Below are 26,109 nucleotides of genomic sequence, written 5' to 3' on the forward strand. Positions count from 1 at the left end.
TACTTTCTTACAGTTTTGGCTCATTTTTAATGAGCTGAGAATTTTTGCATTGATTTCACATAGTTTTTTTATTGACGCAAATATTACTGTTTTATATGCTAATTAAAATATAGTTAAATCAAATAGAAATTAAATTGATTATACAGCATTTTCATTTTGGTTATGCGGCAAATTTGCCGTGTAACTATAGTTATAAGAATAGATCAAACGGAGTAAATTGAATGGCATTTGTAGAGCCTATAACAATCAAAGAAGCTATTGATAATGTACATAAAAAGAATTATTTGCTTCCAGCTATTCAGCGAGAATTTGTTTGGGGGACAGATCAAATTGAACGACTCTTTGATTCATTAATGAGGGATTACCCAATAAGTTCTTTTCTATTTTGGGAAGTCGAGAAGCAGAATATAAGCAATTTTCAGTTCTATGAGTTTGTTCGCGAATACCATGAACGAGATAACACGCATAATCCAAAAGCAGATATAAGTGGCGAAAATGGAATTACCGCTATACTGGATGGTCAACAGCGTCTTACATCTCTTTATATAGGGCTAAAAGGGACGTATGCCTATAAACTTCCTCGAAAGAGATGGGATAATGATTCCGCTTTTCCAAAAAGAAAACTATGCCTGAATCTGCTTTCACATGCAGAGGATGCAGACTTTATATTTGACTTTAAGTTCTTGACGAAGAAAGAATATCAGCAGTCTGATAGTAATCATTTTTGGTTCTTAGTTGGCGATATTCTCGACCTAGAAAAGCCTGCCGACATAAATAAATTTTTAATCAAAAATGGCTTACTTAAGCTGGAGGAAGACAAGGCAGAATTTGCAAATGAGGCTTTATACAAACTGTGGGAAGTTATCCATAAAAGTAAGTCTATAAACTTCTTTTTGGAGAAGGGTGAAAGTTTAGACAAGGTTCTGAACATATTTATTCGCGTCAATAGTGGTGGGACACAATTAAGTTATTCTGATCTTTTGCTTTCAATAGCTACTGCACAATGGAAAGAAAAAGATGCTAGAGAGGAAATCACAGCATTCGTTGACGAAATAAACACCATAGGAGATGGCTTCAATATTAACAAAGATTTTGTATTGAAAAGCTGCTTGGTTATATCTGGTTTTAGGGATATCGCATTTAAAGTTGATAACTTTAATCAAGAAAATATGCTCACAATTGAGAAGCACTGGGATGAAATAACGAAAGCAATCAAGTCTGCAATCATTTTAATTTCAAGTCTTGGCTATCACAGAGAGACATTAACCTCAAACAATGCCCTTATACCTATAGCTGGTTATCTATATAAAATTGGTAGTCCAGATAATTTTTCTGAATCATCGAAATATCAAAATGATAGGCAAAAGATCTTTAAGTGGCTTGTAATGGTGCTCTTGAAAAGGACATTTAGCGGGCAGCCTGACAATGTTCTTAGACCGATTCGTGAAACGATCAACTCTTCTGAAGATGGGTTTCCATTGCTTGAGATTGTGAATAAATTAAAAGGTGGAAATAAGGCAATATCATTTGATGATGATGAAATAGACAATCTTTTGTATTATCAATACTCTCAAGCATATACTTATTCCGCCCTTGCATTTATCTATCCATCTCTCGATTTTAGAAACAAGTTCCATCAAGACCACATATTCCCCAAGAAGTTATTTACTAGAAAGCGGCTTGAAAAACGTGGTATAAAAGCTGAGGATATCGATTTTTATCTCGAAAACTATAATTATCTGGCCAATTTGCAGCTGCTTGAGGGCGTCCCTAACCAAGAAAAATCTGGGAAGGATTTTGATGTCTGGCTAAATGAAAAATATCCGAATGAAAAGGATAGAAAAGCATATATGGAAAGACACTATATCCCAGACACTGATCTTAAATTAGAAAACTTCAGGCAGTTTATAACAGAAAGAGAAAAACTACTCGTAGCGGAATATAAGAAGTTGCTAACACACAAGATCGCATAACAAAGTACCGCACGCAGATAAATCACTTGCTACGCTCACAATTTACCTGTGAGCACGGAATTATAATTTACAGAACCCACCCTCCTTAAAAAACAAAGCCGCTATAAAAGCGGCTTTATTCAATAATTTAGATTAATCTAATTATTCATCATCCATCATTGACTGGCTCATACCGACAGTATTGAAACCACCATCAACATAAAGGATTTCACCCGTAATACCTGAAGCCCACGGTGAGCAAAGGAACAATGCTGCATTACCCACTTCTTCAATCGTTACATTACGTTGTAGCGGAGCAATCTTTTCATTAGCATCTAACATTTTACGGAATGATTTAATACCAGAAGCTGCCAATGTACGGATTGGACCCGCAGAGATCGCATTCACACGAATCCCCTCTTTACCCAAGCTTAGTGCTAAATAACGAACACCCGCTTCTAAAGACGCTTTAGCCATACCCATCACGTTATAGTTTGGCATCACACGCTCAGAACCTTGATAAGTCAAGGTCAGTAAACAACCTTTACGTGCTTGTAATAAAGGCTTTGCGGCACGAGCCATCGCAACAAAGCTATACGCGCTAATGTCATGTGCGATTTTGAAACCATCACGGTCAGTCACGTCTGTAAAGTCACCATCCAGCGTATGTGCAGGTGCAAAACTAATCGAATGCACAACACCATCTAAACCATCCCAGTGTTTTGCCAACTCAACAAAAGTATTGTCAATTTCTGCATCAATCGCTACATCACAAGGGAAAACGAGAGTTGAACCAAACTGTGCTGCAAAGTCATCAACACGCTTTTTTAGCTTTTCATTTGGATAAGTAAATGCTAACTCTGCGCCTTCACGGTGTAATGCTGCCGCAATACCGAAAGCAATTGATAATTTACTTGCAATACCAGCGATTAAAAAACGCTTACCAGCTAAAAGTCCTTGTGACATCTTATTCTCACTCGAAAAATTTTCACCACATCATGCCAACATTCCTGATTTTTTGGAATTGCATAATCCACCTTTTTTACAATCTTGCATAAAAAAATCGCCTTCATATGAAGACGATTTATGTTTTATATCAATTCAAATTTAATCATCACCTTGAATTAGGCTTAACAAACGCATAAATGAATAGTACATCCACACTAAAGTCGCAAGTAAAGCAATCGCACATACCCATTCAAATGCTTTAGGAGCGCGTTGTGCTGCTGCATTTTCAATAAGATCAAAATCCAAAATTAAGTTCAGTGAAGCAATTACAGCAACAAATCCAGCAAAACCAATACCTAACCAATTGCTTTCAAAAATATAAGGAATACTTGAACCAAAGATCAAACGTAAAACAATCTGAACAACAAAAACTAAAGCAATCGCAATAGAAGCTGAAATTACAATTGCCTTAAATTTTTCAGTCGCACGAATAATTTGGAATTTATATAACGCAAATAAAACCAAGGTTGTAACAAAGGTCGCAAGCAAAGCTTGTAAAGGAACACCTGGAAACTTCAGTTGAAAAATAAAAGAGATACCACCTAAAAATGCACCTTCAAATAATGCATAAGGAATTGCTAAAGCTGGTGCAGTGTTTGATTTAAAAGTGGTAATCAAAGCTAAAATTAAGCTCCCAATAATTCCAACAATTGTTGCAGCATAGGCAATTGAAAGATTAGCAGTAATTGCACAATAGAAAAATAGCGCCATTCCCAATACAGCTGCAATCACTGTCAATAATACTGACTTCTGAATAGCACCTTGAATGGTCATTGGCTCGGTTATATCAGTATAGGTTTCCACCCGAGTTAAAATTGGATTATTACTTTGCATGTAAGCTCTCTTTTTATAGTAAGCAAATAAAAATTGAGTTTATGATATTTTTTATTCAATCCCAATATTTTTTACATTTAATAAAGCTTTAATTTTTTTGCAATTTATTGATAGCTAATCCATTAAAAATATATGAAACAAAGTATTTGATTGCAAAATTAAAGCACATTTTATCGCTATAACTTTCATTTCGTAGCGAGAACCATAAGCTTTTATTTACAGTCTAGATCTCTTTATACCAACTGAATCAATTGTAATAAAATCTGTATTCATCTAAGTAACATAAGCAATAAAAAAAGGAGTCGCATTTTAGGACTCCTTTTTAAATCAGTTTTTAGATTAGAGTGAAATATTACAGCCCTTTTAGCTAAAGTGCTGCGGTTGCTCATCAATAACTTCTGCTTGTAACTGATTCATCTGTTTTTCCAACAAACCAAATAAAGCGGCTTGGATCATATGCTGTGCAACGGTTGGTGTCTGATCACCCAAAATCTTTTTAACATCTTCACTAAATTGAATTTTAACCAAAGGCTCTGCTTCCGAACCTGCATTACGCAAGGCAAGCTCTCCGCCTTCAAGTTGAACTAACTCGAGAACGGCTTCTTGGCTACCAAATAACTCTTTTAACTGTTGCATTGACATACATTACTCCATGTTTCTACATGGTGGCAAAGCGCTACTGCACTTTGCAATCTCACGTTTTATTTATATAAGTGCTATTCACTCATATTTCAAGTCTATGTTGTACTCGAATTAAAACTCAACCATTTCATTGCGAAAACCGTCAATCAAATGGCTTAACTCTCTATGCCATTCTCGTAATATTTTCGCATCGGGTAACCATGCTTGAGGACTTTGAGTCACCTTAATAATCAAATTCGATGAGGTCTCATTTTCAGGCTCTGGTGCTGTTGGCTCGGGTGCGTACTGACATAAACGATACGCACGTTTGAGTTCTGCAATAAAACCATCTTTAGAAAGTTGCTGTAATACTGAAACTTCTGGTGAAACTTGTCCTTTAACTGCCATCTGTTCTTCAATCGACTTAAACGTCGGTTGCAAATCATTTAAACGATAATAGCGCACCAATTCTTGTAAAAACGCTAAAATTGCCCCGTGTAAATGAAACACTGCTGCCTCACGATATGCCTGCGCTTGTTGAATATGTTCAGTTTGCTCAGCTTGTTGACATGCAAGTCGGGCAAAATACAATTTTTGATTGGTACGATCAGCATGGTAGCGAGCAACACGAGACATAATAAATCCCTTTTTCAGTTCATTTAAATCAAGACTGATTGTAAAGCGAATTGATGCTGAAACAAATAGCACTCACAACATCAATTCAATACGATAAAGTTTTCGCTTGGCAATGACTTGAATCGGTGGATCAATCGGACGAATATTGCGATTGCCCCAAGCCAAATATCCTTCAGCCCAACACGTTGCACAAGCTGCATCAACTTCATTAGATTGCCATGGATGCACTGATTCAATATCCACCAATGCAACGGCAAAACCAACGTCTTCATCCTCATCATTCAAAAGAAAGTGTTGATTCTCTACAATCATCAAATCTTTCAGTGGCAACATTCGAGGTTGCTATGAGCGAACCTCAAGCGTTTTAATTTTCTTGGCTATTCATTCAGCATTTGGTGCAACCATTGATAAAGCAGTATATTGCTTTAACATTGATAATTAAGCTTTATCATCCGCAGCTTTGACACGAATGCCTTGGCTTTTTACCTTCAAGGTGTTTAAACCTTTGATGGCTTTAATCGCTTCACGTGGATTTGGCATTTCAACAAAACCGAAACCTTTCGATTTACCCGTTGCTTCGTCTTTGACCACGACACAAGACTCAACTTTTCCATATGCTTTAAATAAGTCGAGAATTTCCGCATCAGTCACATTACGGTCTAAATTACGAACTAAAATTTTCATGCTAAAACCTAAAAGATGATTCATTGTAGAATCAAAAGAATTTGAATCTGCCTAGTTTAATCGAAATCAATCCCAAAACCTAAATTGATTGTAGTCGTACGAGAATGATTGCTTTGGTCGTAGGCACGTGGAATATCCCGATGAATCTGAACATCGACTAAATGTTGAGGTAAATCATTGAGGAAGTAACTTTCTATTTTTCTTCCTAACTCATCATATTGATCTTGTGACCATAAATTTAAATTCTGTTTGGTCAAAATCAATTCATCTTCTGCACGTGTTAACGCAACATATAGCACACGACGCTCTTCTTCGACATCATCAAAATCGCCTTGTGCGCGTGCATGAGGATATTGATTCGGAGAAACATGTGGGACATAACAGACTTTTTGTTCAGCTCCTTTTGCAGAGTGAATCGTAATCAAAGTCACTAAGTCTTGGTCAGGTGTTTTATCAATTTCTGAAACAGAAATTGGATCAAGTACATATTCTTCTAAAAATTCACCAAGTGAATGATGCTTACGTGCTAATTGTTTCACCAAATCAAAATCTTTGACTCGGCGTTTCCAGTCTTTGCTTTTATAATTATTTTCCAGCTGTTCATTTAGCGCATCCAGTGCGAGACCAATACAAGCTTCAACATGCTGCTGCAATACATCCAGTTGCATCAAAATTAAAATCGCCTGTTGCGGTACTTTGCCATGCCGCTCTAAACGTTGGCAACGGGCTTCGATATCAGGCAGTTGAATCAGCTCTTGCGCCAACTTACTGGCGCCCACATCGCCGACGCCATCCCAAAGCGTCAGGAAACGCATCCAGGCTAAATCATCTTGTGGGTTAACGCTGACCCGAAGTAAACTCAATACGTCTTTAACATGTGCAGACTCAAGCAGTTTTACCCCGCCAATAAAACGATAAGGGATATTGGCTGCAATTAAAGCACCTTCCAAATAACGCCCACTAAAACCTGAGCGCAGCAACACCATATGTTCTGCCCAAGCCGCACCTTGCATATGACGACGATTCAAATCCTGAATAATCCAATTGGCTTCTTCAAACTCATTACTCAAGATATGCAGTTGTGGCTTTAAACCTTTACCTCGATAGGCCTGTAGATGCTTGTCATATTCAATTTGGCTCTGCTCCAGCAACCAATTGGATAAATCTAAAATGTCTTGGGTCGAACGATAATTCATCTCCAAAGTCAACACTTCGGCATCGGGTACACGTTCTTTAAAATGATGAATATTTTCAAAATCTGCACCACGAAAGCCATAAATGGATTGTGCATCATCCCCGACACAAAACAGTTTCACCTTGCCAACTAAAGGCTGAAGCAAAGCCCATTGCAGTGGATTAGTATCCTGCATTTCATCGACCAATAAGGCGGAACAAAAACCAGTGACCCATTGCACTAGCTCTGGTGAACTTTGCAGATGTACGGCAACAATAGATAGGATGTCATCATAATCCAGAAAATTACGTTCTTGCTTGCGTTGCTCATAGGCTTTCATCAATTCAGCAATTTGGGCTTTATACTCAAGCGCTTGGGGTAGCTGCTCAACTAAAGCATCCGATAGTTTGGTTTTGGTATTACGAGCATAGGAATAGAGATCACACAATTCGGCCGCTTTCGGCAATACATTGCCCTTGTCTTTACCCCGTAACAGACGGAACATCAGCAATTGATCATCCCGATCAATAATACTGAACTGGGTTAGACCAAACGCACGTGGATTACGACGTAGTAAATACATACAAAAAGTATGAAAGGTTGATGCGCGTAAACCTTTGGCCTGTGCGCCCATATGCTGCTCAACCCGCGTCACAATTTCACTTGCTGAACGTCGGGTAAAAGTTAGAATCTGAATTTGTTGTGCAGCTAAACCTTGATCAATTAAGTATGCTGCTTTTGCCACAATGGTTTTGGTTTTACCACAACCTGCTCCAGCCAAGACCAGACAATTTTGTGCTGTCGTTGTGGCTGCTTGTTTTTGTTGTGGATTCAGTTCATCAATTAGCTTGGCAAGCGTCATACAATCGATCAATTAAAAGCGAAATGCTATTTTAGCAGACTCAAGCCATTGAAATGTTTCTCGCTACAAAAACAAAAAGAGCATGTACGACACATGCTCTCACTTGTCAAATGAACCATAAATTAAACTGTGGTTGAACTATGGGGTAACTGTTTAATCGCCCCTGCAAAGGTTAGATAGTTAATTCCCTGAAATAAAATATCAATCGCAAGGAACATCCCCAACACCCAAAACGGTGAATCAGGTGATGATAAGATCAGGACACCTGTTAACAGGGTGAGTATGCCCGAGAAGAGTACCCAGCCCCAGCCTGAAATTGGTCTCAGGATAAATGCGTTTACACTACGGATAATCCCCGCAATAATCAGCGCAACTGCCAGCAAGCTGGTCAACACAACAGCAGTAATTACAGGCGTGGTAAATGCAAAGTAACCTGCCACCAAATACAGTACGCCAAACAACGCCCACAACCAGCGTGTACCGCCCTTAAACACCGTAAATGCCGCAACAAAATGCAGGACACCCCCTAACATCATCAACAAACCAAACAGCAATACGGCGGACAATGTTGCAAATGGTAACGCTGCTAAAAGCACTAGGCCAAAAATAACCAATAACACACCCAATAACAGATACCATTTACGATCAGCGTGTAGCTGATTGCGAACCAGATCATTACCCACCGTTTTCATCATGATTTACTCTTTTATCATCAATGTGCTATGTATATATTGAGCGTGTTTTAGACCTAACTCTGTATAAGGCATGTTGACAATTCATGACAAAATGTTGAAAAACCAGTGTTTTATTTCATAATTTTTAATTTAGTCTGTTCTTTTTGGGGCTATGGATAAACCGGAACTTATCCACAATTTACTTGATCCAGCCAATTTCCTGCGCGGTCAGCACACTAATCACGGTTTGTTCCAAGTCATTTGGCATTTTACTTTTATGCTCTGAAAGTGGGATACGCCCTCCCATGATTTCCGCCTCAGTTTGTGGATACAAAGGTTGCTTATCCGCCTGTGCATAACCAATCGGAAAAATAGGTTCACCATTGTTCAAATTATATTTATCGGTCGCGCCAAAACCGTGCAATAACTCATGCACTAACACTACATTATTTTGCTGTGTCTGTTTAGCTGAGGCAAACAGATTGACTGAACCAATTCGTCCACGTTCCAGCGCAGTTGAGTGCTTGAGTTCCCGATTTTGCTTCGGATCATAGAAATTCAGATATAGAGTTAAACTTGGTGAACCATCAATCGATTGATGCTGCTTCCATGCATAAAAGCGAAACTTTAGGCTCCATAGAATATTATCCAGAATACTTGGCTGCTCAGACATCTTCGGTGGTGCTTGTTGCAATTCCCTTCCGATTTGAACCATAAAGTAGCTGCTTTGCCCTCGATATTGCTGGCTATTTTTTTCTAGATACTGCTTCACCTCAGCAAAATCATCTTGCTGCAATGTTTGAATATACTGCTGTGTTGTAGGCAACCCATCGGCATTAATCGGATGCAACAATACATTAATCGGCTGATTCCAATCCTGATTTTGATCACGATAAGCATTGACTGCAACAATCAACAACACCAGTAGTAAGCAAGCGACTCGAATATTTTTCCACATGCATTTCACCCCAATCAAAATTAATTTTTCTTTTTATTTGTTCAATAAAAAATGCCAGCAATCGCCAGCATTTTTTAAACTTTAATGTTTAAGCTTCTACCCATTTCCCATCTTGGAAAACCAGACTCCACTTGGTTTGCTTGCCTTCAGCGGTTTCAGAACCCACATATTGTGCTTGGTTCTTACGGCTGAATTTCACTACCGTTGGATTACCTTCAGGATCAACATCTGGTGCTTCTAACAAGAACTGATATTTCGGATCAAGTTGATCTGCAACACTACGTAGCTCGGCCACTTTCGGTGCACGCGTTTCACGAATTTTCGGGAATTTGCTGGCAGCCAAGAACAAACCAGCAGCACCATCACGTAATACAAAGAAGTCATCGTGTTTGGCTGAACGTAAGTGTTCCATTTTGATCGGATCAACACGCGGTGGCGCAGGCTGACCACTCTTTAATACTTTACGGGTATTGTCACAGCTTGAGCAGGCAAAGTAAGGTCCAAAACGACCTGTCTTTAACTGCATTTCACCATCACATTTATCACATGGAATGGTTGGACCATCATAGCCCTTAATCTTGAATTCGCCTTCCTCGACTTCGTAACCATCACAATCTGGGTTATTACCACAGACATGCAATTTACGACCACCATCGACCACATAACTATCCATTGCTGTACCGCATTTAGGACAACGGTGTTTCGACATCAAATCAGCAGTTTCAGCACCATCATCATCCGACAATGCCGCCAAAGACTCGACTGGTGTTAAGTTGAGTGTGCCTTTACAACGCTCTTTCGGTGGCAGGTTATAGCCAGAACATCCCAGAAATACACCTGTAGTTCCTGTACGAATCTGCATTGGACGTGAACATTCAGGACAAGATACATCCGCCACTTCGACTGGCTGATTACGGCGCATGCCGCTTTCACCCTGCGCATTGGTTAAACGTTTCTTAAAATCACCGTAGAAGGTATCTAGTAACTCTTTCCAATTACGCTCACCCATTGCGACACGGTCTAATTGACCTTCTAAATCTGCGGTAAAGGCGTAATTCATCAAGTTATTAAAACTTTCATCCAAACGGTCTGTAACGATCTCCCCCATTTTCTCTGCAAAGAGACGACGGTTTTCCAGTTTTACATAACCACGTTCTTGAATCGTTGAAATAATTGCAGCATAAGTCGATGGACGACCAATCCCTTTTTTCTCTAATTCTTTCACCAAAGACGCTTCAGTAAAGCGTGCAGGTGGTTTGGTAAAATGCTGGCTCGGATCAAGTTTTTCTAACGTAAGGACTTCACCCACTTTTACCGCAGGCAATAAAATATCATCATCAGATTTATTGGCACCACGAACACGGGTAAAACCATCAAATACCAGTGTACGGCCTTTTGCCTTTAACTCAACATTTGATGCTTCAACAGTCAAGGTTGAAGATAAATATTCTGCTGGTGTCATTTGACAGGCAACAAATTGACGCCAAATCAAATCATATAAACGCTGTGCATCACGCTCTACGCCCGCCAGTTTATCGCCAGTCAAACCAACATCTGATGGACGAATCGCTTCATGCGCTTCTTGCGCACCTGCTTTATTGCCATAACGATTTGGCTTGGCAGGAACGTATTTTTCACCAAAATTTTGCTGAATATGATTACGCACCATATTCACCGCGTCATCGCTCAAGAAAGTTGAGTCGGTACGCATATAGGTAATAAAACCACCTTCATACAAACGCTGTGCCAGCATCATGGTTTTCTTCACAGAGAAACCTAAACGCGTACTCGCCGCTTGTTGTAAGGTTGAAGTAATATACGGTGCACTCGGATTAACTTTGGTTGGTTTGTCTTCACGCAACGCAACTTTATATTCAGCATCTTTCAAAACACTTAATAGTGCATCTGTTTCAGCTTTATTTTTAAGCTTAAGTGTTTTACCTGCTTGCTTAACCGCTTCTAAGCGAATGTCTTCTTTCTTGGAAATGGTATCTGCAAAAACTTGCCAGTATTCTTCTGGAATAAATGCACGAATTTCACGTTCACGTTCAACCACCAGTTTCACAGCAACGGATTGCACACGTCCTGCCGATAAACCACGGGCAATCTTTTCCCAGAGCAATGGCGAGACCATAAAGCCCACCACACGGTCGAGGAAACGACGCGCCTGTTGAGCGTTCACACGGTTTAAATCAAGTCGTGTTGGCTGTTTAAATGCTTCTTGAATGGCATTCTTGGTAATTTCGTTAAAGACCACACGATGGTAGCGACTATCATCCCCACCAATCACTTCTCTTAAATGCCAAGCAATCGCTTCCCCTTCTCTATCCAAGTCCGTTGCAAGATAGATAGCATCTGCATCTTTGGCGAGTTTTTTTAGTTCGGCAACCACATGTTCTTTGCCTGGGAGCACTTCGTAATGTGCGATCCAGTCATGCTCGGGATCGACACCCATACGATTAATCAGTGCGGACTGGGCTTTTTCGGCTTTCTGTTCATCGGTCAGTTTAGTGCGAGTTGCGGGCTTCTTTTCAGTGGATTTCGCCCCGCCTCCTGTCGGTAAATCACGCACATGACCCACCGATGACTTCACCACATATTGTGAACCCAAATATTTATTAATTGTTTTCGCTTTTGCAGGCGACTCCACAATCACTAAGGCACGTTTCTTTGCAGCAGGTGTAGGAGCTGCTGTGCTTTCTGAAGCAGAGCGTGGAGTATTCGCCATAATAAATCGTTTTTCCTATAATTAATCAAATAATTAGCGCTGAGCTAATTCATGTAAATATGCTTTGATTGCTTCAAGCTGAGTGGCTCTTAAATCAGTTTCTTCATCCCAATATAGCCCGACACAGTTTGCCTGCATATCAATAGCATAAACTCCTTTTAATGCAATGGGTAAATCATTAAATTTCTGATCACCCTGCACCACCTGAAGTTTTCCATCAACCACGCGCGCGCGCATAAGTGCTAAGCGAGCATCCGGAATAAGCACACTATAATAAGCAACCATACTGGCGCGTTTTTCAGATGCCATTGGAATTTTCGTCCACTCAGGCGCAACGATAAGTCGTGGGTGTAATCCCATTTTTCGAGCTTGATCGCGCATTAAACCGAGTGCTTTTTCTCTTGGACTCACACGTAAGCCAAAAATAGAGCCAAGTACAAATAGTACAATGGCAACAGTTATCCAAATTCCAACATTACTCATTAAAGGTGCCCAAAACTTCCTTTTATTAGCGTTACATAAGTTGAATGAAAAAGGCAAGTTCCAAATTTAAGGCATCAACAATCTTGGACTATATTCAATCTCTCTCTGATTCACTTTTAACCATTGGTTATGTTCTAAACGATTCAATAAGTCTTCAGCATTTTGTTCAGGAAAATTTTGTTTTAAGAGCAAAGTAAAGCCTGCCACATATTTAGGACGTAAGTGTGCAGCAACATTTAATCTTCTCGCTAAAGTTAAACGAATATTTTCTAAATCAAATGAAGTATGGTCTTTCTGAATGATTGGCAATAACATTTGGTTTTGCCCAACTTGCTCTTTTTTCTTTTCATTCTCAATCATTTCTGGCAGAACCAAGTTCGCCCATACCATTAGATTTTTTTCAAAATAAATGACTTTTAAATCATCCTTTTGAATAATTTTATAATTCATCAATAAACTAAAGATTAAATTTTCATCAATCTGTTCTCCTTGTACTTTTGTTCGAATTGTATTTTTTAAACTCTCAATTTTTGTTGGTTTATTGGTTGGAATTTTTGCTAAATATTCACAGAATTTTTTAAAAACAACCAAATGTGGACGTTGAGAAAATTGTTCGACATCAGGAATGACTGTTGTAGGTTCTTCAAGTGAAATTGGTTTTAATATTTCTCTTGACTGTTCAATCACTGTTTTTAATTGTGTTGCCTGAAAACCCATAACTTTCAGTAAATCAACAATATATTCTAAAGCCCCATCATTAGACATAACATCAAAACAAGTATTTTTCTTATCCATTTGAATTGAAAGTTGCCCTGCTAAAAATGCTAATCCAAAATCGGCAGCATCTTTACCAACTTTAGGCATTTTAATAATAACTAATTTCTTTTCTACAACAAAAGGGGAAAACTTAATCAGTGCATCTAAACTTAAAGTCACAGGTGATTTTGCGTAAACTAAATATACACAAGCATAAGTTTTCAATAAGTGTAATAGCTCTTTTTCAGTTTTATGAATATTCTCAATATCCAAAAGCAAAATTTTTTTCACTTGTATCCTTAAAATATAAATTCCCCCAATTTCATCACTCTAGCCTGTCATGTCTATCTTTTCAATAATGCGGTGGTTTGTTACTCATTGGATCAAACGGTGCAATTCCTTCTGACAAGTCTGAAGACTCAACGCGTTGGTATAAAAGCTGCATTTGTTTCTTCAAAACTGCTATTTCTTGTGTCTGAATTGCGAGCTGTTGATTGAGTTGCTCAACTAAATCATCTAAAAATGCAATTCGCACTTGCAAATCTTCAATGGGTGCGGACAATGACGCGTGATCATCAAATTTTTGTGGTTTAGTCATTTCAGACCTCATCTGAACTCTTAGGAAACATTATGGCCTACATTACTTTAAGGGATGTCCATCTCGCATTTGGCGGACCAGCCCTACTCGACGGCGCGAACTTTAACCTAGAACGTGGCGAACGAGTCTGTTTAATTGGTCGTAATGGCGAAGGCAAGTCTACTTTATTAAAACTGATTGAGGGAAGTTTATTACCTGATACAGGTGAAGTTTCGATTCAAAATGGTTTAACTGTTTCAATGTTAGCCCAAGACGTGCCGATGGATTCAGGCAAAGTGGCCGATATTGTTGCTGATGGCGCAGGAGAAGCTGCAACCGTACTCAAAGCCTATCATGAAGCAAGTGATGCCTGTGTATTAGGTGATATGGAAGCTTGTGATCGTATGGGCATGTTGCAGCATAAACTTGATCAGCTCGATGGTTGGGCACTTGAAAACAAAGTAAATACCATTTTAGGTAAAATGGGGCTAGATCCAAATGCAGATTTAGCAGACCTATCAGGTGGACGTAAACGTCGTGTGCTCTTGGCACGTGCCCTACTTACCCAACCGGATGTGTTATTACTGGACGAACCAACAAACCATCTGGATGTTGAAAGTATTGAATGGTTAGAAAAGTTCTTACTTGATCAAAATAATCTAACTCTTTTATTTATTTCACATGACCGTTCTTTCGTAGATAGCATTGCAACACGTATTGTTGAACTCGATCGTGGTGTTTTACGTGGTTATGAAGGCAATTATTCACGCTATTTAGAGCTCAAAGCTCAGCAAATGGAAGCTGAAGAAAAACAAAATGCTTTATTTGATAAAAAATTAGCAGAAGAAGAAGCTTGGATTCGTCAAGGGATTAAAGCACGCCGTACCCGTAACGAAGGCCGTGTCCGTGCCTTAAAAGACTTACGTGAACAATCTAAAGCGCGTCGTTCACAGCAAGGCAAGGTCAGCATGGCGACACAAGAAGCTCATCGTTCTGGTAAGCTGGTGTTTGAGATTGAGAACCTAAGCGTTAGTTATGGTGAGCAGCCGTTAATTAAAGACTTCTCAGCAATCGTATTACGTGGTGATCGTATCGGTTTAGTCGGCGATAATGGTGTGGGTAAAACCACCCTGATCAAAGCGATTTTAGGTGAAATCGAACATAGCGGTGCGGTGAAAACAGGTACTCAACTGGAAGTGGCTTATTTTGACCAACTGCGTAATGCACTTGATCTTGAAAAAACCGTGATGGCCAACGTGTCTGAAGGTTCTGATTTTGTCGATGTGAATGGTAACCGCCGTCATATCTATAGCTATTTACAAGATTTTTTATTCTCACCAGAACGCGCTCGTACGCCAGTCAAAGCACTGTCTGGCGGTGAGAGAAACCGTATCCTATTAGCAAAACTATTACTCAAACCATCGAACTTGATCGTGATGGATGAGCCAACCAATGACTTGGATATGGTGACACTTGAGTTGCTTGAAGAAATGCTGTCTGACTACAAAGGTACTTTGTTACTAATCTCGCATGACCGTGCTTTCATGGACAATGTCGTCACTTCGACTTGGGTATTCGATGGTAAGGGCAATATTGATGAGTACATTGGCGGCTATCAAGATTACTTGGAACAGCGTCCTGACCAAAAAGTGGTTGACCAGAAAAGCGATGTGAAAAAAGCACAAGCCAAAGCTGAAGCAGCGGCTGCCGCAGCATCAGCACCAAAGAAGGTCAAGCTGAGTTACAAAGATCAGCGTGAGTTAGAACAACTCCCCGCTGAGATGGAAAAGCTAGAAAAAGAACAAGCCGAACTTTCAGCAAAACTTGCAGATGGTTCTTGGTTTGTCTCTGACGCTAATGCTGCAACTTTAGCGAGTCAACGTTTAGCAGAAATTGAAGAATCTTTGCTTGAGAAGTTGGAACGTTGGGACATCTTAGAAAATATGTCGAAAGGCAATTAATCAGATGATGAGCATCTATCCATGAAATGATAGATGCTCTATTAAAATCCAATGAATGCTTAGATTTCAAAATCATCTTTTAATGACTGATAAATATTAAAATTTTCATCATCAAAACAAACAAAAATTACTTCTTGGACTGACTGACTTTGCTTTAACTCGTCATTAATCACTTTAAACGCGATTTGAGCAGCAAGCTGTTTAGGAAACCGATAAATTCCTGTTGAAATATTTGGAAAGGCGATTGTTTTTAAACCCAGATGATCAGCGAGTTTAAAACTATTACGATAAGCATTTTCTAATAAAATTGGTTCGTTTTTCTCACCATTGAACCATGTTGGTCCAACAGTATGAATCACATATTTTGCTGGTAGATTTCCTGCGGTGGTGATCACCGCTTCACCTACTGCACAACCACCTTGTTTGGCACGGATTTTTTGACACTCTGCCAAAATCGCGGTACCTCCACGACGATGAATTGCACCGTCCACCCCACCTCCACCTAAAAGTGAGGTATTTGCTGCATTGATGATAGCATCCACTGCGATTTGGGTAATATCTCCCTTAAGTATGCTTATCTGTTTCAACATGGTCTCCTGATCAAAATATTTATTTATCTATACACAAAAAGGCTGTGCTTTATCTTTTAGATTTAAAGTCGTAAAACTGACTTCATGTTACACTGCTTCAAAATTCAATATCATTCATATTTCTAGTTTATGAGCCAACAATCGTCTTATATTCCTGGTGAGTTTCAATGGGAATTTTTACTCCCTAAGTATTGGAAAATCTGGATCGCCATCACTTTTCTCATGCTCTTAGCAATCTTACCTTGGGCAATTCAATGGCGCTTGGCACATGGTTTAGCCTCATTATGCTGGCACTTGCTCAAATCACGTCGAAAAACCACAATCAGAAATCTGGAAGTTTGCTTCCCTGAATGGTCTCCTGTTGAGGTTAAAGCACAAGCAAAACAAGTGTTTGTCGACATGATGTTGGGTGTATTTGAAACATTGAATGCTTGGTATTGTCCAAATTGGTTTAAAGGACGCCATAGTATTGAAGGGCTAGAGCACATCAACTCAGCCAAAGCTCAAGGCAAAGGTATCTTATTGCTAGGTACACACAGTACTTTATTGGATGCCGGTGGTTATATTTGTGCTCAATATTTTGAGCCTGATGTGGTCTATCGTCCTCAGAATAATCCGATGTTGGATATGCTGATTTATCGTTGTCGCGCAACCATTTATCAACAGCAAATTGATCATGATGATATGCGAGGCTTAGTTCGTCGCTTAAAAGATGGCGGTGCGATTTGGTATAGTCCAGACCAAGATTTTGGCTTAAAACAAGGTGTCATGGCGCCTTTTTTTGGTGTTCCTGCTGCCACTGTTACTGCACATCGTCGTCTATTAAAAATCTCCAAATCTGTTGCAATCCCGCTTTATTTTTATCGTTATGGTGATGTTCGTAATCCACAATACAAAGTTTTGATTGAGCCTATTGTTGAAAATATGCCGAGTGAAAATGAACTCGATGATGCAATTCGGGTGAATAGAATTATTGAGGCTCAATTGCGCATTGCACCAACTCAATGGATGTGGTTTCACCGTAGATTCAAAACCCGAGCAGAAGGTTACGAAAAAATTTATTAATATTTAGAGAAAATTAAAGCCCGAGTTTCGCATCCTGCAAAACTCGGGCAAATGAGGTTGTGCTTTCACATCTTTGTTATTATCTTGCTTCCATCGCATGCATCATATCCATAATGCTTTTTCCATCTCAGCATTGTTATCCTTAAACGGAAATCCATTCCTGCGTCCATGTGCTGATGTATTTAGAATAAATCTTTTGATCAAACTCGACTATTCGCCGTAGACTTAAATCAATGTACGATATTGCTTACATCACGATATTTGCCATTTCATTCTATTGAGTCACTTATAAGGCTGAGCCAATTCATCAACAACTTGCTTGTGCTCTTGTTCTGCTTTTTCTATACCATCCCGAATCGCTTCTTGAGCCTCTTGTTCATCTTCAGCGCTTTGTTCTAGTTCTTCCTGCTGTTGCTCAAAAATACGACCCGTCTGTAAAACGACATAAATTGGAAAATGATCAGAACCTATATGAGATAAACGTTTCATTTCCACTAAGCCAAAGTCGGTACTATGAAAGATATGGTCTAAAGACCAACGTAAAAGCCGATAATCTGCGTGAAAAGTATTCATGAAATAGCGACCTACCCGTGGATCTAGCAAACCACTGATTCGTTGAAATAATCGCGTGGTGCGTGACCATGCCACATCATTAAGATCCCCCATGACAATACAACTTTCATCCAAATCTTTTATTCGATCGCCAATAATTAAAAGCTCGGCATCTCTTAAAGTTGAATCTTTAGCTTCAGTTGGGCTTGGTGGTTTAGGGTGTAAACAATATAACTGTACTTGGATACCTGAACGTAATGTTACCGAAGCGTGTATAGATGGAATTTCATCACTTAAGATAAATTTCACTTCTGTATCGTGCAATGGCAAGCGGCTATATAGATGCATACCATATAAGTTATCTAAAGGTACGGGCACGCGATAAGGATAATCTTGTTCAATGTGAACTAACGCATTTTGCCAACTTGAATCTGACTCTAATGTCAGCACAACATCAGGTTTTAGTGTGTCTATATGCTCAAGCAATAGATGATATTTATCATTTGGCGTCAACACATTGGCAACCAGCAATGAGATTTGCTGGTTTTCATTGATTTGCTCAGGCTTAACTTTTTGAACTTGTTTTTTCCAAATCGGGGTATATGGAAGAACCATTTTCAACTGATAAGCGATTGCTGCGACCAGTCCAACAAACAGCAACTGGGTAGTCAAGGTCCATTTGGGAATGGCAAATAACATTGCAAAAAAGGAGAAGAGACTGAGTGCCAGAATCTGTAAGCGCGGAAAGTCCGCACCTCTAAACCACCACTCATCTCTGGGGATTAATGACCAAAACGAAAGCCATATAACTAATACTGCACAAATCTGAATCCATATCATGTTCATTTTTCTCGAGGGGATGTCTTAGATTCTCAATAAAGTTATGGCTTTATCAATTTTCTATCTAATACAAACAAATTATTTCACTCAATTAAATTATCGTTTTATTTACGTAAAGCTTGCAGTTGTGGTCGCTTTTGATACACTCAAACCCCTTAATTTTTTTTTGAAATACCGAGGCACAATGACATGAAAGTAGGTCTGGTCGGTTGGCGTGGGATGGTGGGTTCTGTCCTTATGCAACGTATGGTTGAAGAGAATGATTTTGCTCATATTGAGCCATTCTATTTTTCTACCAGTAATGCAGGTGGCGAAGCGCCTTCATTTGGTGGTAAGACTGCACCAGCACTTATGGATGCGTCAGACATTAACAGTCTGAAGCAAATGGATGTCATTTTAACCTGTCAAGGTGGTGATTATACATCTGAAATTTTCCCCAAGCTAAAAGCTGAAGGTTGGGATGGTTACTGGATTGATGCAGCATCTACACTACGTATGGCAGATGATGCGATCATCGTACTTGATCCAGTCAATTTAAACGTGATTAAAGATGGTTTAGTCAACGGCACTAAAACTTTCGTTGGCGGTAACTGTACAGTTTCTTTAATGTTGATGGGTTTAGGGTCTCTGTTCCAAAATAATTTAGTGGAATGGGCAACTTCGATGACTTATCAAGCAGCTTCTGGTGCGGGCGCGCAAAACATGCGTGAATTGATCACTGGAATGGGCTATTTATATAACAATACTAAAACGTTATTGGATGATCCAAAATCTGCAATTCTTGATATTGATCGTCAAATTGCCGAGTTGCAACGTGGCGAAGGTTTTCCAAAATCTAACTTTGGTGTGCCATTAGCAGGTTCATTAATCCCATATATCGATAAACAGCTTGAAAGTGGTCAATCAAAAGAGGAATGGAAAGGTCAAGTTGAAACCAACAAGATCTTAGGCAATCAACAGATTGTTCCTATTGATGGTCATTGTGTTCGTATTGGTGCAATGCGTTGTCACTCTCAAGCCATTACTTTGAAGTTGAAAAAAGATGTTGCGCTTGATGAAATCGAAGATATGATTCGTCAATCAAGCCAATGGGCTAAAGTCGTTCCAAATACTCGTGAAGCTTCAATGACTGACCTGACGCCTGTTGCAGTAACAGGTACTTTAACTGTTCCAGTGGGTCGTTTACGTAAGCTCAATATGGGTAAAGAATATTTAGGTGCATTTACAGTAGGCGATCAGCTACTTTGGGGTGCTGCTGAACCTTTACGCCGTATGCTTCGTATTTTAGTTGAATACAAGAACGCTTAAGCAAAAACATTTAAAAAACAAAAGCCGATCACATTTGATCGGCTTTTGTTTTTTATCAAACATGAATATTTTACAATTCATTTACATCACGGTAATGTATACTTTTGAATTGACTAAAACATCACTTTTGCATGGATCGAGATGACTGTTTATAACAAATTAAAAGTTGCCATTTTAGCCATCATTTCTTCGCAACACCTTTATGCGATTACACTCGATCCATTGCAAATCCAATCTGCACCTGGTGAATTACTCTACGCAGAAATGAGTTTTCATCAAGCTGATCCTACCGCAAAATTAGATGTAGGCTTAGCAACACCTGAAGATCTTTTCATGATGGGTGCTGCTCATCAGCCTCCGAGTGGCCTAAATTTTTATACACGTCGCAATTCACAAGGTGAAGGGGTGATTGTGATCACTTCTACACGTCCAATGATAGACAGTGAACTTAATATTATTCTTAAAATACAAGAAAGTGGTGCAGCACATTTAAAGCATATCAAGCAACCTATAGGACAAAGTTCGAGAGCGATATCCGCTAAAGCAGCTGCAAATGAAAAAACGCTTTCTCCTAAATATATTGTCAGTGAAAAAGATATTGCGCTCAATTTACCCGAAAGCACTCGCTTCAGTTCACCAATTGGAACAAATGTAAAAGAGCTTAATTTAAAACAAGAAAATTTATTAAATGTCTCCTCAGCTTTACCACCAGTATTAAATAGCTCACAATCAAAGCAAAGCTCTCCAGTAGCAATATCTGTTGTTACAACGCCGATACCAAGCCAAAATCAGGACACTGCAACTGCAAAAATTAGCCCTAAAATCGAAACAAATAATATAAATACGACTGCACCAGTAAAAGTTGAATCAAATCCAACTGCTACCATAACTAAACAGCCGATTGTTCAAGTCGCAGCTCAGCCAGTTCAAACTGCGAGTCAACCACCAACACCAATCAAAAAAGAATCAAAACCACTCGATACAAAGCCAGCCGAACCACAAGAGAAATTTAAAAAACAACAACCTACACAAACTGCACAACAAGCTAAAAAGAAAGCACCTGCCACAAATAGCAATTCCATGACTGCATCTAATAACTCAGCTCAACAGCATGTCGTGCAGCGTAATGAATCTTTGTGGAGTATTGCGCAACAAATCGCATCACAAACACAACAGCCTGTTGCTAAAGTTATGAATCAGATCAAAGCACAGAATGAGCATGCTTTTATTGGTGGCAATGCAAATCGTTTAAGACAAGGGTCTCGTTTAAATTTCAATCTAAATACAACACCATCTCGTCAGAATACAGCTATAAATCAAATAGCAGCACAGACAACACATCCTCGATCAGGTCAAGCCAAATATCGCCTGCAGCAAGCTGAAATGTCACTGGTCGCTGAAAGTAACCAAGATTCAAGCAATGGAAGTGCGAAAAAAGACACATTACAGCAAAAAACCAGTGCAGATTTATCATTAAAAGTTATGACAGCACGAGAAAAAACCGTTACATTACAAAGAAACGTAACACAGTTAGAATTGGCATTACGCAACAAGGAACAACGTATTCAGCTATTAAATGCTCGGCTTGCAGAGTTACAAGATCAGTTGAAAGTGCAGCAGGAAACTAAAAAGCCAACACGCTAGGTTACGAGAAGATTCTCATAAATTTGCAACAAAGCGGCTCTATCTTTAAGGGGTATAGATCATGTCAACTATAATAATTGTACTGCTAATCGTTGCATTAGTTGTTGCAATCGTTTTAAAAAAACGCAGTGACAATCAAACTACTGCAACATCTAAAAAAGGTGCTACAGCAAAATCAGCGAAGAAAGCAGCTACAACTAAAACTTCACGTACGACATTAGCACGTGAAGAACAGGAATCTGTTCCAGCCGCCGCAACCGCGATTCCAGAGTCTTTACGCCAGAAAATTGAACAGCAAATTCAAAGTGGCAATTATCAAAGCGCAGAAGCACAAATCAATCAGATTTTAAAACAAGATAACTCCCAACATGAGTTATATTTATTTCTCCTTGATATTCACTTAGCTCAAAAAGATGATTTTGCAATTGATCAATTGATCAAACATATTCATGCTTTGAAACTTGATGATATTGCTGAAGCTGCTGAAGCAAAACAACGTGAATATGAAAAAAATAAACAACCTGATGCAATTGAGTTCAGTTCAAGCTCAAGCCATTTTCAGCAAACCAGTACATCAGATAGTTTAGCAAAAGAGCAAAACAACGCAGATTTTGACGCATTAGCGGCATCAAAAACGTCACAATCATTTGATGACTTACAATCTGGATATGTTGCACCAGCAGAAGAAGCTAAACCAGTTGAACCAGTCCCAGAAGTTCAGCCATTAGATTTTAATTTTTCCTTTGAGAAAAAGGAAACAACCGAAGCTACGCCAACAATCGAGCAACAAGAGAATAAAGAGCCTGCTCCTTTAGAATTCTCATTCAATTTAGATGCTGCACCTGCATCCCCTCCTGTAGTTGAAGAAGCAAAACCTGTATTAGATTTCAATTTTTCAAACTTAGAAGTTACAGAACAAAAAACTGAAGCAGCACCAACGTTAGATTTTAGTTTTGAACCGACAGAAAGCAAGCAATTTGAAGTTACAGAAACAGTTACGGAATCAGTTGTTGAACTTGAACCTATTCAAACCTCGCCTCAAACTACATCTGTTGCAATCAATGACCCTCTTGTACAATCATTTCCTGATTTACAACAGCTTGATGAAGCACAGCTCAATCTAGAACTTGCTGAGCAATATATTGAATTGGGCGCTTATGATTCTGCACGTGAATTATTAAAAAATAGCCCACCATTTAATGCAGAGCAACAACAACATTCACAAAGTTTACTGAATAAAATAGCTTCCTGAATTTGATCGGTCTAATATAAGCAGTCTCTCAGACTGCTTTTTTTATGATGAAAAAAATCGCTTTAATTTATATGGGTGGGACGTTTGGTTGCGTTGGCGAACCATTGATGCCGATGCCAGAACAGGATTTTCTACCTTTACTAGCTAAGATCATTCCACCTCATTTACAGGTCGAATGCTTCGCTGCGCCTAGTATCAAAGACAGTAGTGCCTGCACCGCAACGGATTGGCTAAAGTTGGTACAACAAATCCAGCAATTGCAACTCAATAGTTTTCAACATTTTGTCATTATTCATGGGACAGATACTTTAAGTTACGCTGCAGCAACACTTGCTCGTTTCTTGGGACATTCTTGTCATGCCATCATTACAGGTAGCCAATACCCATTATTGAATGTTGAAGGCAATGATACCCGTGAATTTACAGATGCCACAGGCAACCTATATTTAGCATTAGAGCAAGTCCTCTCTTTGCCAACGGGTGTTTATCTGGCGTTCCATGAACAAGTTTTTCACGCACAAACGACCTTAAAAGCACATACCACTGAGTTGGATGCTTTCGTCGGTGTTAAAGCAGATCAAAGATGTCAAACCACAGCAGATTTTCTTGTTGTTCAAAATGAATATATTCAGCAAGCAACTGAACTCAGCATCCTAAATTTGATGTTGCAGCCGATTGCAAAAGAACAACTCATTCTACAGTTAAAAAATATTCTGCTTAACCCACCAAATTTCTTGATTCTACAAGGATTTGGCACAGGCAATATTGCAGTAAATGACGAAATTCTGATACTGTTTGAGCAACTGTATCAAAAAAAATGTCTGCCTATCATCAGCACCCAAGTGACCTTTGGGCAACTAGATCAACGCTATGCCGTCAGTTCATGGATTCAATCTGCCAAAGTTTTAATCAATGATTGCCATAGCCATGCTGATTTATATGCAAAAGTCTTGCAAATCTATTTAAAATATCCGAGCCACGAACAATGGTTCGCGAATTGGCATCAGCATTAATATTTGAGGTTAAAACATGCAACGTTATGCAATCGGTATTGAATTTTGTGGCACGCAATACCGTGGTTGGCAAACCCAGCAGCCTGGCGTTGTAACTGTTCAAGAGACCATCGAGAAAGTACTGAGCCGTATTGCCAATGAGCCCATTATTTTGCATGGTGCTGGACGAACTGATGCTGGTGTACATGCAACCAATATGGTGGCTCATTTCGACACCGAAGCCATTCGCCCAGAGCAAGGTTGGATTCGTGGCACCAATAGTCAACTTCCAAAAGATATTTCAATTCAATGGATTAAATGCATGGATGAGAACTTCCATGCACGGTTCAAAGCCACTGCACGACGTTATCGTTATGTCGTCTATAACGCACCCACCCGTCCTGCACTATTGTATAAACAAGTCACTCATCTTTATCAAAAATTAGATGTACCGAAGATGATTGTCGCTGCAGCAAAATTTGAGGGAACGCATAACTTCGAGACCTTCCGAGCTGCTGCCTGTCAATCCAATCAACCCATACGTCATGTAAAACACTGCCGTCTATTTGAACATGGACGCTATTTAGTATTAGATATTCAAGCCGATGGATTTTTACATCATATGGTACGGAATATCATGGGATGTTTACTAGAAATCGGACAAGGTATGTACGAGATTGATCATATCGATACCATGTTTGCCGCAGAAGACCGTACAGCGGCAGGCATCACCGCCCCACCTGATGGTTTATATTTTATTCAGTCCTATTATCCTGATGAGTTTGATTTACCACAGCTGCCTTTAGGTCCCCAATGGTTAAATCTGCCTGAATAAAAAAAGCCTTATCGGGAGATAAGGCTTTTTTCTTAGAAAAATTAACGCTGTTTACGCTTACGATATTCGACAGGGGTTTCATTCGTCCAACGCTTAAATGCACGATAGAACGTACTTGGTTCAGAAAAACCCGTTAAATACACAATTCTTTCTACACTTTCATTGGTATTCGCCAATAATTTCTTCGCTAGGCGGCAACGATAATCTGAAAGGATTTGCTGGAAGCTTGTATTCGCCTCGCTAAGCTGTGTTCTTAAGCGTCGTGGCGTGATGCTTAATTGAGCTGCAACTGTTTCTAACGTAGTTTCACCACTTTCTAAAGTTGAACCAATGGCACGGCGAACTTCACCAACCAAATCATACCGTGCAAGCTCTTGTAATTTCTCAATCGCTAGTTGTTCATGTAATTGTAGTAGTTCTGGTTCAGCTTGCCATAATGGATAATCAAGCACGGCATCATCAAAATAAAGGCGGGTTTCTTTTTGACCCAGACTGACAGGACAGCCATATACTCGGAAATATTCATCATCATCAGCACCATCACTAAAATTAAAGTCGATGTAAATTGGCTGAAACTGACCTTCAGTAATAAATTTAAAGAAACGTAAGATGCCCGACATCGCACATTCAGAGAAATGGCGATTGACTAAATTATCTGACCAAAACTGTTCACCGTTGGTGAGATAACAACGACCATCTTCAACTACGAGTTTTGCATCAAAAGCATCACTGATCAAACGCTGATAAGCTAAAGCTCGTTTTAGACCCTCACCAAATGTTTCACTACTAATAAATAGATGCTCAATCACCTGACCACGATAGAGTGGTAAATGCTCACCTAAATGCAATCCAATATCAGGATCATTGCTAACTTCCTGTGCAGCAATCCAAAATGCATTTTGCGCACTTAATGGCGTTCTGGCATTGGTATCAATTTGATTTAGCGCTACCCCTGCTTTTGTTAGAATCTCTTCAGTTGGCAATCCCGCTTTACGAATTGCCTGATAACCAAAGCGCAATACAACTGATGCATCTGTTAACTGACCCACTCAGTGCCCTTCCCTGTAGATACGTTCTTGTAACAATAACAACAATTTTAGATTAACGTTGATTGACCAAACTG

General features: G+C 39.3%; 23 protein-coding genes and 1 pseudogene. 8 read left to right on the forward strand and 16 right to left on the reverse strand.

The features are described from left to right. The first annotated feature begins 221 nt into the window (after window positions 1-221). Window positions 222-1,973: a DUF262 domain-containing protein gene (locus tag CDG59_RS00600; protein ID WP_004906541.1), complete on the forward strand. Its 1,752-nt coding sequence runs from the start codon at window positions 222-224 to the stop codon at window positions 1,971-1,973. 141 nt (window positions 1,974-2,114) lie between these two features. On the opposite strand, the gene CDG59_RS00605 is transcribed toward CDG59_RS00600, so the two are convergent. The 13 genes and pseudogenes from CDG59_RS00605 to CDG59_RS00665 form a co-directional block, all read right to left on the reverse strand. Further along, window positions 2,115-2,918, reverse strand: coding sequence for an enoyl-ACP reductase (locus CDG59_RS00605; protein ID WP_087536345.1), 804 nt, complete (start codon window positions 2,916-2,918; stop codon window positions 2,115-2,117). Window positions 2,919-3,059: 141 nt separating this feature from the next. Beyond that, window positions 3,060-3,794, reverse strand: a complete 735-nt coding sequence (locus CDG59_RS00610) for a Bax inhibitor-1/YccA family membrane protein (RefSeq protein ID WP_005162633.1) — start codon at window positions 3,792-3,794, stop codon at window positions 3,060-3,062. 363 nt (window positions 3,795-4,157) lie between these two features. Next, a complete protein-coding gene (locus CDG59_RS00615) occupies window positions 4,158-4,436 on the reverse strand; it encodes a hypothetical protein (protein ID WP_005162636.1) in 279 nt (92 codons plus the stop codon). A gap of 111 nt (window positions 4,437-4,547) precedes the next feature. Then, the gene (locus CDG59_RS00620; protein WP_087543111.1) at window positions 4,548-5,051 is read right to left on the reverse strand and encodes a DUF6586 family protein; all 504 of its coding nucleotides are present in this window, start codon (window positions 5,049-5,051) and stop codon (window positions 4,548-4,550) included. Window positions 5,052-5,123: 72 nt separating this feature from the next. Then, a pseudogene (locus CDG59_RS00625) lies at window positions 5,124-5,432 on the reverse strand (ASCH domain-containing protein). 57 nt (window positions 5,433-5,489) lie between these two features. Beyond that, window positions 5,490-5,735 (reverse strand): RNA recognition motif domain-containing protein, encoded by a 246-nt coding sequence (locus CDG59_RS00630; RefSeq protein WP_004802550.1) that lies wholly within the window; start codon window positions 5,733-5,735, stop codon window positions 5,490-5,492. 56 nt (window positions 5,736-5,791) lie between these two features. Beyond that, complete coding sequence (locus CDG59_RS00635; RefSeq protein WP_087542925.1) at window positions 5,792-7,771, reverse strand: ATP-dependent helicase; 1,980 nt, start codon at window positions 7,769-7,771, stop codon at window positions 5,792-5,794. A 122-nt stretch (window positions 7,772-7,893) separates the two neighbouring features. Continuing rightward, window positions 7,894-8,466 (reverse strand): HdeD family acid-resistance protein, encoded by a 573-nt coding sequence (locus CDG59_RS00640; RefSeq protein ID WP_087542927.1) that lies wholly within the window; start codon window positions 8,464-8,466, stop codon window positions 7,894-7,896. A gap of 178 nt (window positions 8,467-8,644) precedes the next feature. Next, a complete protein-coding gene (locus tag CDG59_RS00645) occupies window positions 8,645-9,403 on the reverse strand; it encodes a hypothetical protein (protein ID WP_087542929.1) in 759 nt (252 codons plus the stop codon). An 88-nt stretch (window positions 9,404-9,491) separates the two neighbouring features. Further along, window positions 9,492-12,131 (reverse strand): type I DNA topoisomerase, encoded by a 2,640-nt coding sequence (gene topA, locus CDG59_RS00650; RefSeq protein ID WP_087542930.1) that lies wholly within the window; start codon window positions 12,129-12,131, stop codon window positions 9,492-9,494. Window positions 12,132-12,164: 33 nt separating this feature from the next. Beyond that, complete coding sequence (locus CDG59_RS00655) at window positions 12,165-12,614, reverse strand: hypothetical protein (protein ID WP_087542932.1); 450 nt, start codon at window positions 12,612-12,614, stop codon at window positions 12,165-12,167. Window positions 12,615-12,680: 66 nt separating this feature from the next. Beyond that, window positions 12,681-13,661, reverse strand: coding sequence for a PIN domain-containing protein (locus CDG59_RS15385; RefSeq protein ID WP_227519094.1), 981 nt, complete (start codon window positions 13,659-13,661; stop codon window positions 12,681-12,683). A 61-nt stretch (window positions 13,662-13,722) separates the two neighbouring features. Then, window positions 13,723-13,968, reverse strand: a complete 246-nt coding sequence (locus tag CDG59_RS00665) for a SlyX family protein (protein WP_087536336.1) — start codon at window positions 13,966-13,968, stop codon at window positions 13,723-13,725. Window positions 13,969-14,000: 32 nt separating this feature from the next. Between CDG59_RS00665 and CDG59_RS00670 the strand changes: the two genes are divergently transcribed. Next, a complete protein-coding gene (locus CDG59_RS00670; RefSeq protein ID WP_087542933.1) occupies window positions 14,001-15,908 on the forward strand; it encodes an ATP-binding cassette domain-containing protein in 1,908 nt (635 codons plus the stop codon). A 59-nt stretch (window positions 15,909-15,967) separates the two neighbouring features. On the opposite strand, the gene CDG59_RS00675 is transcribed toward CDG59_RS00670, so the two are convergent. Next, window positions 15,968-16,498 carry an O-acetyl-ADP-ribose deacetylase gene (locus tag CDG59_RS00675; RefSeq protein WP_087542935.1) on the reverse strand — a complete coding sequence of 177 codons (531 nt, stop codon included), beginning with the start codon at window positions 16,496-16,498 and terminating at the stop codon, window positions 15,968-15,970. A 129-nt stretch (window positions 16,499-16,627) separates the two neighbouring features. Here CDG59_RS00675 and CDG59_RS00680 point away from each other — a divergent pair, with 129 nt between their 5' ends. After that, complete coding sequence (locus CDG59_RS00680) at window positions 16,628-17,563, forward strand: lauroyl acyltransferase (protein WP_087542936.1); 936 nt, start codon at window positions 16,628-16,630, stop codon at window positions 17,561-17,563. 282 nt (window positions 17,564-17,845) lie between these two features. Here CDG59_RS00680 and CDG59_RS00685 read toward each other — a convergent pair whose 3' ends face one another. Then, the gene (locus CDG59_RS00685; RefSeq protein ID WP_087543113.1) at window positions 17,846-18,955 is read right to left on the reverse strand and encodes an endonuclease/exonuclease/phosphatase family protein; all 1,110 of its coding nucleotides are present in this window, start codon (window positions 18,953-18,955) and stop codon (window positions 17,846-17,848) included. A gap of 189 nt (window positions 18,956-19,144) precedes the next feature. Between CDG59_RS00685 and asd the strand changes: the two genes are divergently transcribed. The 5 genes from asd to truA all read left to right on the forward strand — a co-directional run bounded on the left by asd (window position 19,145) and on the right by truA (window position 24,986). Then, window positions 19,145-20,263, forward strand: coding sequence for an aspartate-semialdehyde dehydrogenase (gene asd, locus CDG59_RS00690; RefSeq protein WP_004659097.1), 1,119 nt, complete (start codon window positions 19,145-19,147; stop codon window positions 20,261-20,263). A 141-nt stretch (window positions 20,264-20,404) separates the two neighbouring features. Next, window positions 20,405-21,907, forward strand: a complete 1,503-nt coding sequence (locus CDG59_RS00695; protein ID WP_087542938.1) for a FimV family protein — start codon at window positions 20,405-20,407, stop codon at window positions 21,905-21,907. A 61-nt stretch (window positions 21,908-21,968) separates the two neighbouring features. Then, entirely contained in the window at window positions 21,969-23,159 is a 1,191-nt protein-coding gene (locus CDG59_RS00700; protein WP_087542939.1) for a FimV domain-containing protein, read from the forward strand. A 44-nt stretch (window positions 23,160-23,203) separates the two neighbouring features. Next, the gene (locus CDG59_RS00705) at window positions 23,204-24,172 is read left to right on the forward strand and encodes an asparaginase domain-containing protein (RefSeq protein WP_171294955.1); all 969 of its coding nucleotides are present in this window, start codon (window positions 23,204-23,206) and stop codon (window positions 24,170-24,172) included. A 16-nt stretch (window positions 24,173-24,188) separates the two neighbouring features. Beyond that, window positions 24,189-24,986, forward strand: coding sequence for a tRNA pseudouridine(38-40) synthase TruA (gene truA / locus CDG59_RS00710; protein ID WP_087542941.1), 798 nt, complete (start codon window positions 24,189-24,191; stop codon window positions 24,984-24,986). Between the two features lie 41 nt (window positions 24,987-25,027). Here the strand turns inward: truA and CDG59_RS00715 are convergent, their stop codons facing one another. After that, the gene (locus tag CDG59_RS00715) at window positions 25,028-26,035 is read right to left on the reverse strand and encodes an AraC family transcriptional regulator (protein ID WP_087542943.1); all 1,008 of its coding nucleotides are present in this window, start codon (window positions 26,033-26,035) and stop codon (window positions 25,028-25,030) included. Window positions 26,036-26,109 lie beyond the last annotated feature (74 nt).

The sequence above is a fragment of the Acinetobacter sp. WCHA29 genome (genome assembly GCF_002165335.1).
Classification (GTDB): domain Bacteria; phylum Pseudomonadota; class Gammaproteobacteria; order Pseudomonadales; family Moraxellaceae; genus Acinetobacter.